This is a genomic window from Desemzia sp. AGC72 (genome assembly GCF_057334175.1).
On sequence record NZ_JBHFIG010000021.1, the window covers coordinates 272,507 to 286,176 of the forward strand.

The window sequence follows — 13,670 nt, forward strand, 5'->3', positions numbered from 1 at the left end:
ATTAACTGTATTTTAGCATACTCAAGGAGGTTTAGAAATAATGGATAAACAAACCATTGAACAACCTTTTGATTCTTTCGTTCTTGAATCATGGAACGAAGGGGAAATTTACCGCAATGAACAATATTTTGAATTAGAAAATGGTGATTTGGTTCTGGATGAAATTGAGACACTTAGAGATTGGTTTGAGTCTCACGGAACTTTAAAAGTTGCCGGGGAGGAGCAAGCATGACACAAAAGATAAGTACTAAAAAAATGTCTCATCGTGATTGGTTGTTGCAACGTAGAAATTCAATCGGTGGCTCAGACGTTAGTGCCATACTCGGTTTCAATAAGTATAGCAGCGCATATCAGATTTGGTTAGATAAAACTGGCCAGATTGAAATAGAAGAAGATGAGCCAAGTGAAGCAGCGTATTGGGGAAATCAATTAGAAGATTTAGTTGCAAAAGAATTCAGTAAGCGAACAAACATTAAGACCCGCAACGACAATAAAATGCACTTCAAAAAAGATAAACCTTTTCTATCAGCAAATATTGATAGAGCAATCGTTGGTGAAAATTCATTTCTTGAATGCAAAACAGCATCGGAATGGCTTAGGGGAGAATGGGTTGATGAAGAGATTCCAGCTCCTTATATGTTTCAAATTCAGCACTATATGAACGTATTAGATTATGAATACTGTTATATAGCTGCATTGATTGGTGGAAATAAATTCATTTGGAAAAAAGTGGAACGTGATCAAGAGCTAATTGATTTGGTTGAAACTAAATTGACAGAATTTTGGGAAGTGAACGTACTTCAAAACATTGCACCTCCAATTGATGGAAGTGCAGCAACTACTGAATTTATCAAACAGCAGTATAAAGATGAAGGTCCTGAGGAATTAATGCTTCAAAAAGATGCTGATGATGCATTGGATACTTTAGAAGAACTTGAAGAAAACATTAAGCAATTGAAAGAAGCCAAAGCAGCTATTGAGAACGATTTGAAAAACAAACTAGGTAAAGCTGAAGCACACACAGCAATCAGTCCTAAACGTTTGATTACTTGGAAGTCCATCACATCAAATCGATTGGATGCTAAAAAGTTGAAAGAAGAACACCCCGAAATACATGGTAAATATGTTAAGCAAAGTACGTACAGAAAATTGACTATAAAGGAGATTGGATAATGGACATTAGACAAAAAGTAGATAAACGAATCAAGGAAATGGAAAAACTTAATAGCCAGTTGTGCGAATTAAAAGAATTACAATCCTCTCTTAAGAATCAAGTATTAAAGGAAAATCTCAAGCAAGAAATCGAAATAGGTATACCTACTTTCGATCTGATTATGCTTGGGCCAGTGAGATGGCACCGGGTTAGAATTCATCAAGATTTAGGAATTGAAAATCTTCCTATCAACTTTACAACGATGTTATCAAAAGAAGTCGAACTAAGGATTTTTGAGATTGAAACAGAACTAACAAAACTATTATCGGAGGACAAATAATATGGCCACAACAAACTCAATCAAAAACCAAATGCAAACACAAGGGAATAACAAGGTGAACGTCAATAATCTAAGTTTAAAAGGGTTATTAAATACAGGAGCTATGAAACAAAAGTTTGACAATGTTCTACAAGATAAAGCTGCAGGTTTCACTACAAGTCTTTTAAATCTTGTTGGAAATGATAGAAATCTCGCTAAATGTGAACCAATGTCTGTAGCAACAAGCGCTATGGTTGCAGCGACATTAGATTTACCTATCGATCGTAACTTGGGCTACGCATGGATCATTCCTTACGGTAATAAAGCTACGTTTCAACTTGGTTATAAAGGATATATTCAACTAGCTCAACGTTCCGGACAGTATTTATCACTAAATGTCATCGAAGTTTATGAAGGAGAATTAACGTCATGGAATCGCCTAACAGAAGAATTTGTCTTTGACTCTACTGGAAGATCTTCAAATAATGTGATCGGTTATGTAGGTTATTTCAAACTCGTCAACGGATTTGAAAAAACAGTTTACTGGACCAAACAAGAAATTGAAGCTCACAGACAACGCTTCAGTAAGTCGGGAAATATTTGGAAGACAGATTTTGATGCTATGGCCAAGAAGACTGTTTTAAGAAATATGCTTTCTAAATGGGGAGTTCTTTCTATCGAGATGCAAACAGCAACATCTAAAGATGGAACAGTGCAAGAATTTGATGAAGAAACTCGTGAACCTAAAACAGCAGAAGTTATTGAAGATGAAATTGATCAAAACGAAACCAGATTAGTAAATGAAAATGGGGAAATCATCACGGCAGCTGAACAAGAAACTTTATTCGAAGGCAGAACAATAACACCAAAAGAGGATTAAGAGGGAAATCCCCTCTTTATGGGGAGGTACATTGAATAATGGCAAGACCTAAAAAGCAAACAGTTGAATATTTCCCTCACTTTGCTACTAGTGGAAAAACACTTTACATCTTAGAAAATTCTTTTGGAAATGATGGTTATGCGTTCTGGTTTAAGTTATTAGAACTATTAGCAAATACAGACGGTCATGTTTTAGATACCAATAACACACCTGACTGGAAGTTTCTGGTAGCCAAAACTCTAGTAACTGAAGAAAAAGCGTCAGAAATACTAGATATGCTTGCAGAATTAAATGCGGTGGATCCAGCGCTGTGGAAAGAGAAAGTTATTTGGTGTCAAAATTTAGTTGATAACGTTGAGGACGTTTATAAGAAAAGACGGGCGCTCAAACCTTCTAAACCAGCGTTAAAGAATAACCGTGACGAAAACCCAAACACTGTTGATGATTCTGTCACGGAAACTAGTAGTAATGATGAACACGAGGGAGTTTCGGATAGCCAAAACCGACAAAGTAAAGTAAAGGAAAGTAAAGCAAAGGAAACTAAAGGAAACAATAGTAGCAGTGAAGAAAAAGAAGCTGCTCCTACTGAAAATTATTCTAATGAATTGGATCCTCACTTCTTCTATCAAAACAATATTGGAGTAGAAAATCCATTTATTTCTCAGAGTATTGAAATGTGGATTGAAGACTTGAGCGCTGAATTAGTATTGGAAGCTCTGAAGCGCGCAGTTATTGATCAAAAAGGATTCAAGTATGCAGAAGGAATCATGAAGAAGTGGGATGCAAAGAACATCAAGACTTTGGACCAAGTCCGTTCCGATGATATTGCACATGCGAATCAAAATAAAAAGAGATATGGGACAACAAACCAGAATGAAATGAATGAGGGTGAATCATATGGGGGGATTGATTTTTAATGACTTGAAACAGTCAGCTGAACATTGTCCGATACACAACATTCCTTTTCTAACCTATCTTGGTCGAAAGGCTTGTCCTAGTTGCGAAGAAGAGGCATTAAAGAAAAGGGAAATAGAATATCAGCAGAGAATGACGTTCAAGCATCAAAAAAGAATCACATACGATCGGTTGTATAAAGATAGTTTAGTCAGTGATTTAACGATCAAGAAAGCAGAATTCAATACTTTTCATCCAGACAATGATGAAAGTAAGCAAAATAAGCAAGCTGCTATTCAGATAGCTAATCGCTATTTAAATGGAGAAGTATTCAATACTTTGTTAACTGGAAATGCGGGTACAGGGAAGACACATTTAGCTATGTCTATAGCAAAAGAAGTGAATGAGAATTCCAATCCATGGAGAAGTGTTCTTTTTCTGTCCATCGATGAGTGGTTGTTATGGATTCGAAGCACGTACAGCGATAACGACAATCTTAATAAAGATGATGAAAAGAGCATTTTGAATAACACGGCTTCTCATGACTTGTTGATTCTTGATGATTTAGGAGCAGAAACTGGGTTTATCGGTACGAAAAAAACTGCTTCTGATTTTACTCAAAAGATGTTGTATGGATTGATGAACCGTCGGCAAGACAAAAGCACCATCATCACAACGAACTTAAACAGTAAACAATTATCTGCAATGTACGATCAAAAAGTTATTAGTCGTTTATACAAGGGAGTCAATAAAGATACTGTTATTAAGTTTAATGAGTCAAAAGATAAACGAATTTCTTTTTAGGAGGACATCAAAATGAACACATTAATCGCTCGAGCAAGTTGTTCTTATAAAGGGGAACTGATGGAGGATGAAGTAATAACTATGCTTGAAAATGAGGGCAATTACAGAGTGATTGAAGCGGATCACCCACATTATCAAGTAGAAAATAACGGTCCTCTTGAGGATGACGAAAAAGGAAAAGCAATTTTTTTCCTCGTAAAAACAAAAAATGCTGAACTGCTTTCAACTTTATCAAAAGCAGTCCAAGAAAATTTGTTAACTGGTGATTTCATAGCATCCGATATCAGTTTTGAGATTGGTGAGTCTTATGGAAATTAAAATCATAGTACCTGGTCAACCTGTTCCTCAAGGAAGACCTAAATTTACAAGTAGAGGAAAGTTTGTAACGGTATATGACCCGCCTAAAAGTAAAGCATACAAGAAACTGGTTGCAAGGCATGCAATGAAGCAAAAGCCAGTTGAATTACTTGAAGGCGAGTTGGAAGTAGAAATACTTGTATTTAAAGAATCACTTAAATCATTTAGTAAAAATAATGCAGCTCTGGCAGAAAGTGGGTTGTTAAGACCAACAACCAAGCCAGATGCTGATAACTATGCTAAAGGACCACTAGATGCATTGAAGGGAATCATCTGGAAAGACGATGGTCAAGTCGTTGATTTGATTGCTCGAAAGTATTACTCAGCGGATCCAAGGGTTGAGATTACTGTACGGACGTTGGAATCAAAGCAATTCGAACTATTTTAGGAGAAAAATTAAATTTAAAGAATAGAGAGGCTTAGATTATTTCTATTTTGACGCTATCTGTAGAAAAACCATTGTAAAAATCGACCAGTTCACTTTTGTTAAGTGTCTTTCTTGTATCGCTAGAACTTGGAGCAGCGTCAAGAGTAATTAAACGAATATCGTTATCTGCACATAAGTTAATTAGTTGGTTTATATAGAAAGATGCAATACCTTGTTTTCTATAGATAAAACAAGTCTTTATGTACTGCAAATGTATATGACGTTCTGAGATAAGTTTACTTCTAAAAGCATTCGAATAACTATCACGAATATAAAAATCCATATCAAAAATAGTTTCATTATTTGACATATTACGAATAAAGAATTTTACACTGTCTTCTCGACAGTGATATCCCGGGTTTGGAAGGTTAGTATCTGCTAATATATCGTCAAAGAAAAATTGAACATTTGATTCTTTTAAAACGTCTGGAAAGCCAAAATTAATAATCTTAATTTTGTCTAACATATTATCACCTCCAATTTATAAAGATTATCTCATAGAAAGGAAATAAAACCATATGAAAATTCTTGATGCATGCTGTGGCTCAAAATTACTTTGGTTTGATAAAGAAAATGACTACGTAACTTACATGGACATTCGAGAGGAAAAGTTCGAGATCCACGGCAAAAAAGTAAATGTAAAACCGGACGTAGTAGCAGATTTTAGAAACATGCCTTTCGAGGATAATACCCACGACTTAATAGTTTTTGATCCACCTCATTTAAAGTGGGCTGGAAAGAATTCCATCATGAGAGCACAGTACGGACAGTTAGATAAAGATAACTGGCCAGATGATATAAAACGTGGAATGGACGAATGTATGCGAGTTTTAAAACCAACAGGAACTTTAATTTTCAAATGGAATGAAGTACAAGTTCCTTTGAAAGATGTTTTGAAAGCAATACCTTATCAACCACTATTTGGAAATAAAAGAAGTAAAACACATTGGCTTACATTTACGAAGGAGGAAAAATAACATGGCAAAAACAGTAGAATTCAGACCAATCATCAAGGCAGTAAAAATGAACTCAGGTGAAAAACAAGAAGTTGTCCTTACAATCGACAACGGATCATTAAACGGTAAATTTGAAAGTTTATCTCAATTAATTGGTGAAGCAGTCAACGTAGTCATCCAACCAAGCATGATTTCATACCGTATCCCATTTGATCGCCAAACAGATGAACCTCAAATCAAATATGAATACGATACGAAAAAAGGCGAAGTAGTGGAAAAACGAGAAGAGCAGCTGTCACTTGAAAACATGGAACAAAATGCTTACTTCAAAGATTTTGTTATCGAAAGAGATACAGTTGATCTTTATATTATGAACGCTCCATTATTAACTCTTCCTGGTCATATTGAATTAAATCCAAGAGAAATTCTTGATTTATTGCAAGACGAAATGACGTATGAAGAAATTGCAGAAGAAATGGAAGTCAAAGAAGCCGCTGTTGTCACTAGCTTGGAAAAAGCCAGAATGTACTTTGCACCTTATGCTGCAGCATGGAACCAGATTAAAGAGTAGTAGCATTGCTACTCTTTTCGTTACTAGGAGGGATGAAGATGCCCATTAGTGATAACTTTTTCGCTATCGAAAACGAACTCATCGATCGCTATGGAAAAGCTTGGATAGATTTACCTGATAATCATCCGATGATTATTGCTTTAAGAAATAGTATTTCAATGGAAAAGGAACCACCAAAAAATGTAAAACCTATTAGAGTTTACGATAACGGCAACTATATCAATACTTTTAGATCAATTAAAGGTTGCGCCAAGGAAATGAATATTCCTTGGCAAGCAATCAGTCGCCAATTAACTGGAGTAACTAAAAAAGTTCGAGGAAGATACACATTTGAATACGTAGAAAGGGATGGTCATGGTGAATTTATCTACTGAATTGAGCCGTATCGACAGACAAACACTGAATCGAATTGCAACCACTCTTAATAATTATCAATCTAGATCGGTAAGTAGCGATAAAATCGTAAAACGTGTGAGTGAGCTTGTGCAGCAAGGGAGAGACGAAAGACGACTCTTTGTTCAACGTGCTGCTAAAGAAACTTATGAAATCAATGAAGCTATAAAAGAAGCTGATTTGAATCAGACCTGGGGGTAAAGACAATTGACTAGAAAACAATCAACCATATTTCTCTCCATCTTTTTAGCTCTTAATCTGTTGCTATTAGCATTGAATGTTGAAATACATGAATACACAGCAAATTTATCTATTAACTTGGAAGAGACCTTGTTAGAACGAACTCACGAGGTCCAGAAGTTGAGATTTGAGAATCAGTTACTTGAATCGCAGCTTGCTGATGCTCAAGAAGATTTACAGATCAATTTGTGGAAGTTGAATCAGATTGAGGCTAGGAATGAAGGGATTAAGTATCAGGAGGGTGAAAAATAATGGATTCAGTTCAAACTAATCTAGATATTGGCACAGATAAAACTCTTCAGGATTTTAGAAATGAGTTACAAGAAATGAGCTTTAAGGAATTGAACCGGATGAACTTAACAGGAGATACCAGGGTACCTAATTTAATCGGCGGTTTGATTTCAAAGTTAGATAGAGAATATGGAACGGAGTACCAGCAGACAGAATCAGTTAAAAAGTTATTGGAGGATGGTGCGGAATGACTCAAAAAATCATGACTAAATTTAAAATCGAAGTAATTGAATATGATCCCTCTGGATACTATTACCCGAAATACCGGACAATCCAAACAGTTATTGCAGAATCTTTGGAAGAGGCACTAGAAAAATCCATATATAGAACGCCTTGGAAACACGGCTTTGGCAGTGGGTGGGCAAAACGTGCAGAAGTTTTAACATCAGAAGACATTGTGGTTGAAAATTCAGAGGACAGTGCAGGATGAAACAACTAGCCGTCTACAAAGGTGATCAACTTTTAGCATTAGGAACATCAAAAGAATGTGCCGCAGCTCTTGGAGTAAAGGTAGACACCATCTATTACTATAAATCCTCTACTTATCAAAAGAGAGGTAGCGGCAAGAATAGGCGGATTACCATTGAATTGGAGGAAGTGGGATGAATAAAAGCGAATTGAAAGAAGCAATTTCTGATTTACCTTGCACCTTAACAAACGTAGATGGTAAGCAGGAATATGTTGGTATCAGTATGGTTTCCGTTTTAAAACTAATCGACCAATTTGAAGAACCAGAACTTAACGATAGTCAATTGTGGCATTTAAAAAGATTAACGACTCATTACGAATCGTTAAAAGAGAATCAACCTTATCCAATATATTATGGGCTGTTTGAATATATGCAAGGAGATGAAGGTCCAGACTTGGAAGATTCCGAATATGGTCAAGTAATACAAACCTTTTTAAATAAAGTTTTGGTGGAGGAGGCAACTGAATGAAAAAGCGTGCTAAGAAGAAAATACACAAGCGAATCATTAGAAAGTTGATCAGTGGTCAATCGTTGTCTGGCTTCGATAAAAAGTACCATAAAAGCATGGTAAGAAAAGTATATATTGAAAATGCTACAAAAATAAAATCTGCTGCTGATTTTTCTTACCAACGTAAATTGATTGATGATATCCGCGAACTTCCAAGTACTGAACCTCTTGTCTGGTTTCCTAAATTTGGAAATCCAAGCAAGTGGGAACGAGCAAAAATCAAAGTGAAAGGGTTGGTTTGGTAAATGATTAATAACGTTGTATTAGTTGGAAGACTGACTAAAGATGCTGATTTAAGATACACATCAAATGGAACTGCAGTTGCATCCTTTACAGTTGCAGTAAATCGTTCCTTCAAGAAAGAGAATGAGGACCAGAAAGCAGACTTCATTAATTGCGTTGCCTGGAAAAAGACTGCTGAAGCTTTGGCCAACTTCACTCATAAAGGTTCACTCATTGGAGTGGAAGGTCAAATTCAAACGTGCTCATATGAGAACAAAGAAGGTCAGAAGGTATATGTTACTGAAGTGAATGCTAGAGAAGTGAAGTTCCTAGAAAGTAAAAAAACAGGTTCTCAAGACGATTTAGGAAGTTCGCAGACAAATACTCAAAGTAGTAATTCAAATCAAAACTACGCAAGGAATCAAAGCCAGAATGCAAGTCAAGATCCTTTTGAATCTCAAGGACAGCCGATTGATATCTCGGATAATGATCTGCCATTCTGATATTTGATTAAGCAAAGGTGGTGGTCAACATCAAGTATCATTGGTTGCTGGAGTACCAGGAATTGGACGAACAAATATATCTTTTGAAATGGAAGATAAAGAAGTCAGAGCTAGAATTAAGTAGATGGGTCGAAGGCGACTTGTCCAATATCAAACTTGAGAAAGATTCTTTAGCTTCTAACTTGGAAAAGAATATTGAACGCGATATAGAGTTACTTAATCAAAAAGAAAAGTCTATGAAATCCTTAATGGATATGATCAGTAAGTTCAAAGGATTGGACAACAAGATATTAAAGATGAAGTATATCGATGGAATGTCGCTGAAGGATATTGCTGAAGAACTAAATTACAGTTATCAGCACATCATGAACAAACATGCTCAAATTGTAAAAGTCATTCAATTCTTTGAAGATTTGTAATCTACTATTTATCTAACGTAGATTCACTGTATGTTCTTCTTGCTTTACATGGTTTATATTAATAGCATAATCAATTAACTAAATTTTATCCTCCTTTACTTTCCACCTCGCTTGTCGGGGTGGTTTTTGATATTATAAAAATAAAAGGAGTGATAGTAATGAGTGATGATATAGAGTTTAGTCCAGAATTTAGTAAATCTATAAAGAGCATAGCTGGAGCATTTAAAGGGATAGAATTCCCTCCTAATGAGCCCTTAAATAGTTCACCTTTATTTGAAAGTATTGTTCACCAACATAATTTCTTAAAAGATATTGAGATTCCGCGTAATCCAACATTTGATTTAATTGAGAAACAAGAAGAAGCAAACGGGTTATTAAATAAAATTGTTGAAAACACTTCTATATTGAAAGAACTAGTTGAAATAAATAGGGAAACGCAGCTCAAAACTGAAGAGTTAACTTATGTTATGCGTGCCATTTACGAAGTTGCCAAAGCCAATAGTAAAGAAGAATCAGATACTCTTTTTGCAGAAGCTTTAAAAGTTATTAATGAATCTGGAGAAGCTGCAGGAAATATTGCTAGCTTAACTTCGTTACTTATGGGTATATACACAACGGTGAATACTATGATCTGATGACGTGTAAACATTTAAATATAGAATTACTAAAGAGTCGCTGAAAAAGTTGACCTCTAGTATGTGTGGTTTTGGAATGTTAAAGGTTGTAAAAACAGGTTATATATAATATTAGAAAACGACGAAAGAGCAACCGAGATTAAGCGGCTGCTCTTTTTGGTTTGAACTTATATTTTTAACTGGGGAACTGACCAGTGAACACAGACAAAAGAAATTGCCCTGTAGCTTGTGATAAGCCTGGATATTTAACAAGTACATTGTCGAATCTCTTAAGTATACCTGGAGTGATAGGATTTTTCTCTAAGGTGTTAACTAGTTCAGTAGCTTCAGCCTTATCTTCGGGAGCAATGTTTGATTCTATAAAAGATTGGATATCAGAAATCGAAGCGCCGTAATTAATAGTTATTGAGCCGTGATCTCCAAAGTTTGCACCAGAAACACTGTGAATATTGTATTGATTAGTTGGAGTTGAAGAATTTTCTTTACCTTCAAGGAAGTGTCTGCCTTGTCTAGTAACGTATGTAGTAGGGTGTAACATAAAATTACCATCCATGAAACCTGTTACCAATTTTTGTTTACTTGATGAATGTGATATGAAACCTTGTTTCTCACAATCGTATAGCATTCTCATTACTTTATCTCGACCAAGTTCAGGTAAGATATTGTTTTCCTCAAATGAGTCATTATCAATCTCTGTTAATAGATGTTTTAAACCGTCGTCATAATTCATAAAATAACCACCTTTTTTATTTTTATAATCTCATACTTTTTTCTAAGTTGCTATACTTTTATCATAATTTGGGAGTGATTAAATGAAATGCTATTAGATGATCTCATTAGACAAGCAAGACTGAAGACGACTAATACTAAGTACGCAAGCAAGGCAGCACGTGATGCATTCTACCAACGTCAAGCTTGGAGGAACAAGCGTAAAGATATTCTGAAGAGAGACAACAATGAGTGTCAGATAACCAAGTCAACAGGTGGAGTATACAAAGGTAGATTGATTGTCCATCACATCAAACCGCTAGAGTACTTCCCTGAATTAGCAATGGATGATAGCAACTTGATTACAGTCTCTCATCATCTGCACAACATCATACATGAGTTGAATGATAGCAAGTTCGATGATGAATGGTGGTAAAAAATAAATTAAAAATAATTTTTAGGAGGGGTGCCCCCGTCAAAAGTTTCAGGAATTTTTATTTCCTTCTTCAGCGGGTTGCCAGGCCTCTCCGGAAAAAATTACAAAATAAAATTGACAGAGAGGGGGGGTTATGTGGCTGAAGTCTCAATAAAAAGGCTGAGAGAATATTTGATGGCTAATATTGATACGAATGATTTGGTCGAAGTAGATAAGGTAAATCGCTATTGTGCGCTGACTTCTATGATGCGCAAGCTAAGAACTGAAGCCAATAAAGATGGAGTAGTAGTTACTACTGAGAATGCTTCTCAAAAGTTTACCAAAACGCATCCTGCGATTGAAAAAATGACGGCAATTAATACTCAATTGCTGAATATTGAGAAGACATTTCACTATGTTATGCCAGATAACCCAATGCCTCGGGATGACGATTTAAATGATCAGGAGCTGGTGTAGATGATCCATCAAAAATATGTGGATGACTACATCAAAGAATATCGAGATGGAAAAATCATTTTAAATGAAGAACGCATTTTACTCATCGAGTGGGTCGAAAAGAAAATCTATCCACGAGATGATATGTGGTTCAATGATGAAATGATAGATGATTGTATTGCATTCATCGAGAAATGGTTTTTTAAATTAGAGTCGTTCCAAAAATTTCTAATCGCCTTTGTCTTCTTGTTTTATAAAGGGAAGAAGAAGGTTGTATTCAACAAACACTTTTGGACTCTTGCGCGTGGGGCTGGGAAAAATGGTTTGGCTTCTGGTTTGAGCGCATACTTTATTAGTCCAAGACATAATGTGAAAGGTTATAACGTCGGAATCGTAGCTACTTCAGAAGAGCAAGCAACTACTTCAGTTGAAGAAGTGTTCAATGCTATAGACGACAACAAGCCATTACAGAAATTCTTTAGACACACATTTACTAAAATCACTTCTCGATTAAATCGGAATTGGTTCAAGTATTATACAAGCAATGCTAAGACAAAAGATGGAGCCCGTTTGGGTTGCATCTTTTTTGATGAAATCCATGAATACAAAACCAATGACATCATCGAAGTATTTACTTCAGGTTTTGGTAAACGTCCATATAGTAGGACCTTTTATATAGGTACCACTGGATTTGTACGAGACGGTGTTTATGATGATTTGATGCGCAGATCAATGGATATTTTGACTGGTAAAATAGACGATTTAAGTTTCTTCCCTTTCATTTGTAAGTTGGATGACATCAAAGAAGTCGATAATCCTGAGTTGTGGGAAAAATCAAATCCAATGTTCCATAAACCAATGAGTGAATATGCTGAGATTTTATTTGATGAAGTTATATCAGCGTACAAAGATCTAGCTTATGGTGGGGACAAAATCAAATTCATCGTTAAGCGAATGAACTTTAGTGACATTGATTCTCAAAATGATGTTGCTAGTCGAAAAGATATTAAATCAGCAAACAAACCTTTGCCAGATTTAAAAGGAAGAAAAGCTATCGGCAGTTTAGACTTTGCCAGCAATAAAGATTTTGTTGCTGCAGGCTTAATTTTTAGAGACAACGATCAGTACTATTGGAAAACTCATTCTTGGGTTTGCCAGAAATTTTTAGATAATTACACGTTGGAAGCTCCTATAGAAGAGTGGGCAAATCCAAATTTTGAAACGAAGCGCGGACCGTTATTGACTATCGTTGATGATGTTGATATAGACGTCCAATTGATCGTAGATTGGTATTTAAAGATGCGAGAAAGCTATGATTTCGACACGATTGTAATTGACAACTATCGAAAAGATATTGTGCAAAAAGCTTTAGAAGCTGTTGGTTTCAACGTCATCGTTGTTTACAAATCCAAAGCGATTGCTGCAGGTATTGGTTTGAGAATACAATCAATGTTTAGTCGTCGCTTAATTTCATGGGGAGAAAATCCTTTGATGAACTGGTATACAAATAATGTTTGGGTAGATAGAGACAAATTTGAGAACTTAACCTTCAACAAAAAGGAACGTGTTAGAAGAAAAATTGATGGATTTATGGCCTTCATGTTAGCAGTTTGGAAATCAGATGAACTTTTAGATGCTGCACCGACAACTTTTGATTTCGATGATACTTGGATTTTCTAAAAGGAGTGCTGGTTATGGATGATGTATTGAAGCAATTCATGTTGGATTTATATGATATTGGCAAAGAAATACAGAAGAAACCTCCAGATAAAAAAGAAAACGAAGATTCGGAAGTACCCGACCAGAAAGGAAGTGATCCAATATCTCTCAACGAGTGAGTGACTCGTCCTGGTATGAATGAAGGGAGATTAATGTATGAGTATAGATGCTGAAGTTTCGATAACTGTTAAACAAATATTTAAAATACATTTATTTATGATTGGGTTGTTTTGTAGATTTTCACTTCCTCTATCAACCAAATATTATGGATGGTTCTTAAAGGATGTTAAAAGTAATACGAAAAAATATATCAAATATAAAATTAGTCGCT

27 protein-coding genes are annotated in these 13,670 nt (G+C 35.5%); 25 read left to right on the top strand and 2 right to left on the bottom strand.

Annotated features, from left to right (window positions below; translation table 11 throughout):
* Nucleotides 1-40: 40 nt before the first annotated feature.
* The 8 genes from ACE025_RS10260 to ACE025_RS10295 are packed head-to-tail and all read left to right on the top strand — an operon-like array spanning nt 41 to nt 4,795.
* Complete coding sequence (locus ACE025_RS10260) at nt 41-232, top strand: hypothetical protein (protein WP_485939577.1); 192 nt, start codon at nt 41-43, stop codon at nt 230-232.
* A complete protein-coding gene (locus ACE025_RS10265; protein ID WP_485939578.1) occupies nt 229-1,173 on the top strand; it encodes a YqaJ viral recombinase family nuclease in 945 nt (314 codons plus the stop codon). Before ACE025_RS10260 ends, ACE025_RS10265 begins: the two co-directional genes overlap by 4 nt.
* Nucleotides 1,173-1,493 (top strand): hypothetical protein, encoded by a 321-nt coding sequence (locus ACE025_RS10270; protein ID WP_485939579.1) that lies wholly within the window; start codon nt 1,173-1,175, stop codon nt 1,491-1,493. Before ACE025_RS10265 ends, ACE025_RS10270 begins: the two co-directional genes overlap by 1 nt.
* 1 nt (nt 1,494) lies before the next feature.
* Nucleotides 1,495-2,352 (top strand): recombinase RecT, encoded by an 858-nt coding sequence (locus tag ACE025_RS10275; RefSeq protein ID WP_485939580.1) that lies wholly within the window; start codon nt 1,495-1,497, stop codon nt 2,350-2,352.
* A 38-nt stretch (nt 2,353-2,390) separates the two neighbouring features.
* Entirely contained in the window at nt 2,391-3,269 is an 879-nt protein-coding gene (locus ACE025_RS10280) for a DnaD domain protein (protein WP_485939581.1), read from the top strand.
* The gene (locus ACE025_RS10285) at nt 3,250-4,050 is read left to right on the top strand and encodes a DnaA ATPase domain-containing protein (RefSeq protein ID WP_485939582.1); all 801 of its coding nucleotides are present in this window, start codon (nt 3,250-3,252) and stop codon (nt 4,048-4,050) included. Before ACE025_RS10280 ends, ACE025_RS10285 begins: the two co-directional genes overlap by 20 nt.
* A gap of 12 nt (nt 4,051-4,062) precedes the next feature.
* Nucleotides 4,063-4,368, top strand: coding sequence for a hypothetical protein (locus ACE025_RS10290; RefSeq protein ID WP_485939583.1), 306 nt, complete (start codon nt 4,063-4,065; stop codon nt 4,366-4,368).
* Nucleotides 4,358-4,795 (top strand): RusA family crossover junction endodeoxyribonuclease, encoded by a 438-nt coding sequence (locus ACE025_RS10295; RefSeq protein ID WP_485939584.1) that lies wholly within the window; start codon nt 4,358-4,360, stop codon nt 4,793-4,795. Before ACE025_RS10290 ends, ACE025_RS10295 begins: the two co-directional genes overlap by 11 nt.
* 31 nt (nt 4,796-4,826) lie before the next feature.
* Here the strand turns inward: ACE025_RS10295 and ACE025_RS10300 are convergent, their stop codons facing one another.
* Nucleotides 4,827-5,300 carry a GNAT family N-acetyltransferase gene (locus tag ACE025_RS10300; protein WP_485939585.1) on the bottom strand — a complete coding sequence of 158 codons (474 nt, stop codon included), beginning with the start codon at nt 5,298-5,300 and terminating at the stop codon, nt 4,827-4,829.
* Nucleotides 5,301-5,352: 52 nt separating this feature from the next.
* On the opposite strand from ACE025_RS10300, the gene ACE025_RS10305 reads away from it, so the two are divergent.
* The 13 genes from ACE025_RS10305 (at nt 5,353) to ACE025_RS10365 (ending at nt 10,041) form a co-directional block, all read left to right on the top strand.
* On the top strand, nt 5,353-5,811 hold the full coding sequence (locus ACE025_RS10305) for a class I SAM-dependent methyltransferase (RefSeq protein WP_485939586.1): 459 nt from the start codon (nt 5,353-5,355) through the stop codon (nt 5,809-5,811).
* A gap of 1 nt (nt 5,812) precedes the next feature.
* The gene (locus tag ACE025_RS10310; RefSeq protein ID WP_485939587.1) at nt 5,813-6,361 is read left to right on the top strand and encodes an RNA polymerase sigma factor sigma-70 region 4 domain-containing protein; all 549 of its coding nucleotides are present in this window, start codon (nt 5,813-5,815) and stop codon (nt 6,359-6,361) included.
* Between the two features lie 38 nt (nt 6,362-6,399).
* Complete coding sequence (locus tag ACE025_RS10315) at nt 6,400-6,735, top strand: hypothetical protein (RefSeq protein WP_485939588.1); 336 nt, start codon at nt 6,400-6,402, stop codon at nt 6,733-6,735.
* A complete protein-coding gene (locus ACE025_RS10320; protein ID WP_485939589.1) occupies nt 6,710-6,955 on the top strand; it encodes a hypothetical protein in 246 nt (81 codons plus the stop codon). Before ACE025_RS10315 ends, ACE025_RS10320 begins: the two co-directional genes overlap by 26 nt.
* A 6-nt stretch (nt 6,956-6,961) precedes the next feature.
* Nucleotides 6,962-7,246, top strand: a complete 285-nt coding sequence (locus ACE025_RS10325) for a hypothetical protein (RefSeq protein ID WP_485939590.1) — start codon at nt 6,962-6,964, stop codon at nt 7,244-7,246.
* The gene (locus tag ACE025_RS10330) at nt 7,246-7,476 is read left to right on the top strand and encodes a hypothetical protein (protein WP_485939591.1); all 231 of its coding nucleotides are present in this window, start codon (nt 7,246-7,248) and stop codon (nt 7,474-7,476) included. The genes ACE025_RS10325 and ACE025_RS10330 overlap by 1 nt, the downstream gene beginning before the upstream one ends.
* The gene (locus ACE025_RS10335; RefSeq protein ID WP_485939592.1) at nt 7,473-7,715 is read left to right on the top strand and encodes a hypothetical protein; all 243 of its coding nucleotides are present in this window, start codon (nt 7,473-7,475) and stop codon (nt 7,713-7,715) included. The genes ACE025_RS10330 and ACE025_RS10335 overlap by 4 nt, the downstream gene beginning before the upstream one ends.
* A complete protein-coding gene (locus tag ACE025_RS10340; RefSeq protein ID WP_485939593.1) occupies nt 7,712-7,891 on the top strand; it encodes a hypothetical protein in 180 nt (59 codons plus the stop codon). Before ACE025_RS10335 ends, ACE025_RS10340 begins: the two co-directional genes overlap by 4 nt.
* The gene (locus ACE025_RS10345) at nt 7,888-8,223 is read left to right on the top strand and encodes a hypothetical protein (protein ID WP_485939594.1); all 336 of its coding nucleotides are present in this window, start codon (nt 7,888-7,890) and stop codon (nt 8,221-8,223) included. The genes ACE025_RS10340 and ACE025_RS10345 overlap by 4 nt, the downstream gene beginning before the upstream one ends.
* Entirely contained in the window at nt 8,220-8,507 is a 288-nt protein-coding gene (locus tag ACE025_RS10350) for a hypothetical protein (RefSeq protein ID WP_485939595.1), read from the top strand. The genes ACE025_RS10345 and ACE025_RS10350 overlap by 4 nt, the downstream gene beginning before the upstream one ends.
* A complete protein-coding gene (ssb, locus tag ACE025_RS10355) occupies nt 8,508-8,987 on the top strand; it encodes a single-stranded DNA-binding protein (protein ID WP_485939596.1) in 480 nt (159 codons plus the stop codon).
* Nucleotides 8,988-9,070: 83 nt separating this feature from the next.
* Complete coding sequence (locus tag ACE025_RS10360; protein ID WP_485939597.1) at nt 9,071-9,406, top strand: hypothetical protein; 336 nt, start codon at nt 9,071-9,073, stop codon at nt 9,404-9,406.
* A 158-nt stretch (nt 9,407-9,564) separates the two neighbouring features.
* On the top strand, nt 9,565-10,041 hold the full coding sequence (locus ACE025_RS10365) for a hypothetical protein (protein ID WP_485939598.1): 477 nt from the start codon (nt 9,565-9,567) through the stop codon (nt 10,039-10,041).
* Nucleotides 10,042-10,216: 175 nt separating this feature from the next.
* Here the strand turns inward: ACE025_RS10365 and ACE025_RS10370 are convergent, their stop codons facing one another.
* Nucleotides 10,217-10,771 carry a hypothetical protein gene (locus tag ACE025_RS10370; RefSeq protein WP_485939599.1) on the bottom strand — a complete coding sequence of 185 codons (555 nt, stop codon included), beginning with the start codon at nt 10,769-10,771 and terminating at the stop codon, nt 10,217-10,219.
* 87 nt (nt 10,772-10,858) lie between these two features.
* Between ACE025_RS10370 and ACE025_RS10375 the strand changes: the two genes are divergently transcribed.
* From ACE025_RS10375 to ACE025_RS10390, 4 genes are all read left to right on the top strand, one after another.
* Complete coding sequence (locus ACE025_RS10375) at nt 10,859-11,185, top strand: HNH endonuclease (protein ID WP_485939600.1); 327 nt, start codon at nt 10,859-10,861, stop codon at nt 11,183-11,185.
* Nucleotides 11,186-11,320: 135 nt separating this feature from the next.
* Nucleotides 11,321-11,641, top strand: coding sequence for a P27 family phage terminase small subunit (locus ACE025_RS10380; RefSeq protein ID WP_485939601.1), 321 nt, complete (start codon nt 11,321-11,323; stop codon nt 11,639-11,641).
* The gene (locus ACE025_RS10385) at nt 11,642-13,300 is read left to right on the top strand and encodes a terminase TerL endonuclease subunit (protein WP_485939602.1); all 1,659 of its coding nucleotides are present in this window, start codon (nt 11,642-11,644) and stop codon (nt 13,298-13,300) included.
* 14 nt (nt 13,301-13,314) lie between these two features.
* Entirely contained in the window at nt 13,315-13,458 is a 144-nt protein-coding gene (locus ACE025_RS10390; protein ID WP_485939603.1) for a hypothetical protein, read from the top strand.
* Nucleotides 13,459-13,670: the final 212 nt, after the last annotated feature.